Source organism: Atribacterota bacterium (assembly GCA_028717805.1).
Taxonomy (GTDB): domain Bacteria; phylum Atribacterota; class Phoenicimicrobiia; order Phoenicimicrobiales; family Stramentimicrobiaceae; genus Stramentimicrobium.
Genome location: JAQUNC010000083.1, coordinates 1 through 3,623 on the forward strand (window position 1 = coordinate 1; position 3,623 = coordinate 3,623).

A 3,623-nucleotide genomic window follows, 5' to 3' on the forward strand; every position below is an offset into this window, starting at 1 on the left:
TCTTTTTTTGTTGCTCAAACTCTATTTCCCCTGGTAAGTATATCCTTTCATTTCCTTTGGCTAATTTTGATGTCTTTATTCTCTGAATTAATTCATCTATTTCATGGTTAAATTCATCACGGGAAACAAAACAATCAATCTTAATTGCTCCTAAAAAAATACCAATCTCTGATTTTCCTGAGAAATCATACATAGATTTAATTTCCATTTCCCTCGCAGAATTACTCAAAATAGTAGAAAAGATCTGAATAATTAAAGATATGGCATATCCTTTAGGTCCCCCAAATGGAAGTAGAGCTCCCTTAATGGCTTTTTGAGGATCTGTTGTGGGATTACCATCTAAATCTAAGGCCCACCCTAAAGGTATTTCCTGTTTATTATCTAAAGCTAACCGTATTTTCCCTCTAGCAACCAGACTGGTAGCCATGTCTAGCACCACTGGATACTCTTTGCCTGCTGGAATAGCAATAGCAATGGGATTAGTCCCCAGCATAGGTTGTGCACCACCCCAGGGAGCAACTGTAGCAGGTGAATTGGACATAGCGATACCAACCATACCTTTTTTAGCTGCCATCATAGCATAATAAGCTGCCATTCCCATATGATTGGTGTGACTAATGCCCACAAACCCTATACCAGTCTCTTTTTGGTCTGCCTTCTTGATAGCCTCTTTCATACCATAATATGCTACAATTTGACCAAAATTATTTTCACCATCAATTAAGCTTACACAGAGATTCTTGCTAATAATATTTATATCTTTCTGATAACTAATTAAACCTATCCTACTTCTCTCAATATAAACGGGCAATCTCAAGACACCATGTGAATCTACGCCTCTGAGATTTGCCTGAACTAACGTGTCACTTAAAATTCCAGCGTGTTCTTCAGAAAGGCCAATTTTCAAAAAACAGGCCAGACAGAAATCATACAGATTTGACCCTGATACTTTAATAGCCATTTCTTTATTATCAGTCATTCTTTGCCTCTTATCTATATTTACTTATAGTTATAAACTAAAAAGAATTGAAAGATTGAAAATATCAAAATATACTTTATTAAGTTATTCTAAAGCGTAAATACTAATACCACCATTTAAAGGACCTTTTAAGACCTTTTCGATCTCTTCTTTAGGTCTTTCCGACATTAGTTGGGCATCAGGTAGTTTTCCAGGTGGGAAAGCTTCCAGAATATCATCATGTAACTTAACCAGATAATCCAGTATAGTTTCAATAGCTTTTCGTGCTTTTTCGGGATCGGCTAATGTTGCTGAACCAACTACTCCTTCCGGAGTACCCCTTATTTCCATAGCACTAAATCCTACCTGACATTGTCCAGGCAATGGTCTTTGATAAATATCTCCGCCTTTATCCACATGATCCCCTTTAATCAAGCTAAGTGGTTTAGTATCCACAGCATTTTCTATATGATTAAATTCAGGAAATAGTGCCATAGCCAGAGATGTTTCTACTTCGCAGGCATGCCTGAAAGGAGTATCAAAGGGGCCACCATGTTCTTTATCTTTTAGAAATTGAGCAGCAGCAAAAGGCCAGTTTACATTAGCTATAACTGCCGGTACTTTATACTTTTTTTCAAACATATGTATGGCGTTAGGAATAACATATTCTTGGGCATGTCCATTTAATAGAATCTGTTTGCGAAAACCAGCGTTCCATAATCCAGCAATAACAGCTATTAAATAATCAATAAAAACATATTCTGGAATAATTACTGTTCCTGGCATTCCTACATGTTGGTAGGGATGTGAACCATACCAGACAGGCTGGGCTATGGTACAACCTGTTTTGGTTGCTACTTGCTCTGCCATTCTGGTTACCAGATAGGTATCTTCTCCAAATGGAGAATGTGCTGCATGGCATTCAGTACTACCTACCGGAATAATTATAATATCATTTTTGGAAAGTCTTTCTTTCAATGCTTTTGTATTCATGGTCTGGAAATACATACCGTTATCTTTTTCCATACATCCTTCTTGAGGAAAACTCCACTTTTCCATAACCTTAATCACTTCCTTCCTTAGTCACTGTTTTTACTTTAATCTTCATTAAATTGATGTTTGTGTTAAGAGACAGAGAGGGCTATAATGTTATTTTTTTATTAACATTAGCCCTCTATTAATAACATTATTTATCTTTTAGATGTAGATGTGCCGGTAAGGGTGGAGAATATACCCATACTATCTTAAATGGGATATTCCCAATATTTTCAATCCGATGCTTTGTTCCTGCTTTTACAAAAAATGCCGTATTTGGTTCCATTACATACTCATCTTGATCTTCTATCACCAATTTTGCCCTACCTTGAACTAAGAACATTGCTTCATCCTGATTTTCGTGAACTCCATCCGGAATCATACTACCTATATCAGTGTAATTCACACCCATAGACATACTTGTTGCACCTACAGTATGTTCAGTTAATAATATTTTTGAAGTTCTAGGTGGATCCCTTCTAATGGCTTGAACCTCATCTTCATGAACAGTCACTTTTTTTGTCATCTTATTCTGCCTCCTTAAGATATATTTATAAAAAAATTTAGATCACAGGATTATATCTCCGGAATTTCCATATCAGCCTGATTAGGTTCACTCTGGATTGCTTCCGGGAAATATTTGTCCATCATCTCTTTGATAATCACTGCCTGATCAGCCATTCTCTTGCCGTCCAGTGCTCCAGTAATCTGTCCATGACCGGCAACTGCTGAATTTCCGCATTTTAAATGACAAGGAGAAGCTACACGAACAATCTCAGGAGCTTCATAGGAGCGAATAAAACCACCGGAAGCAGGAGGATTATCGGTATGCAGATCAAGTGGTAGGATAGTTCCTCTTCTTAAGGCTGCCAGCATGGGTAAAGACAGGTCTCGGATGGGATTGATGGAATCGGCACCTAATCCTTCAATAACCTTAAAGGCTACCGGATTACAATGTCCACAGTGGGCAGATGTTTTAAAACGTATGGTCTTAGGTAATTTTCCTGCTTTTCTCATCTCATTCACCAACCAGAGTAAGCCTTCATCATAAATCAAAATACCACGAATACCACAATCAACTGCTCTCTTGATATCTTCGACTGCTCGCAGAACTTGTTCCATACCTCTGAGACGGTACCCTACTCGAATACCTTGCGAAGTCTGTACTGTAGCACCTGTATCATAAGGAGCCCTAGGACCAACTGACATATTAAGTCCACAACCAAAATCTTTAGCTATTTTAGCATACTCTTTAATTTCAGCAACGGTATGCCTAAAAATTCCATAAGTCTCATCTACTCGGTTAATATTAACACCCTGACGTTTGGCATTTTCTAATAAAGATTTCATAGCTTCAGCAGAGTTAATGGTGGGAACTTCTATACGAAAATGGGCTCCATCGGGGAAGGTTTTTCCTGAAGTAGGCAAATCAAATAAATCACCTTTTGGTAAACCTAATTTTTCTAAAAAATCCCTTGTTTCTTGGAATATCATTTTACTTTTTCTCCTTTGACTTATTATTCTTTCTTTATCTTATTTGCTATTACTTATCTAATACAGTTTCCTAAAAACATGCCCTATATCCTGGCTACCCCGCTATCACGTGCTGCCTGAGCTACTGCTTCGGCCT

At 37.6% G+C, this 3,623-nt stretch carries 4 protein-coding genes; all 4 read right to left on the reverse strand.

All coding sequences use genetic code 11. The features are described from left to right. Positions 1–979 (reverse strand): Ldh family oxidoreductase (locus tag PHD84_10650; GenBank protein ID MDD5638254.1); only part of this gene is annotated, 979 nt, incomplete at its 3' end. Positions 980–1,063: 84 nt separating this feature from the next. Then, entirely contained in the window at positions 1,064–2,017 is a 954-nt protein-coding gene (gene iolN / locus PHD84_10655) for a 3-dehydro-scyllo-inosose hydrolase (GenBank protein MDD5638255.1), read from the reverse strand. 127 nt (positions 2,018–2,144) lie between these two features. Then, positions 2,145–2,519, reverse strand: coding sequence for a cupin domain-containing protein (locus tag PHD84_10660; protein MDD5638256.1), 375 nt, complete (start codon positions 2,517–2,519; stop codon positions 2,145–2,147). Positions 2,520–2,569: 50 nt separating this feature from the next. Then, positions 2,570–3,487 carry a peptidase gene (locus tag PHD84_10665; protein MDD5638257.1) on the reverse strand — a complete coding sequence of 306 codons (918 nt, stop codon included), beginning with the start codon at positions 3,485–3,487 and terminating at the stop codon, positions 2,570–2,572. Between the last annotated feature and the right edge of the window lie 136 nt (positions 3,488–3,623).

Excerpts from the sequence above, each read along its gene's own strand:
- iolN (MDD5638255.1), bottom strand. The coding sequence starts at position 2,017 with ATGGAAAAGTGGAGTTTTCCTCAAGAAGGATGTATGGAAAAAGATAAC.
- PHD84_10660 (MDD5638256.1), bottom strand. The coding sequence starts at position 2,519 with ATGACAAAAAAAGTGACTGTTCATGAAGATGAGGTTCAAGCCATTAGA.
- PHD84_10665 (MDD5638257.1), bottom strand. The coding sequence starts at position 3,487 with ATGATATTCCAAGAAACAAGGGATTTTTTAGAAAAATTAGGTTTACCA.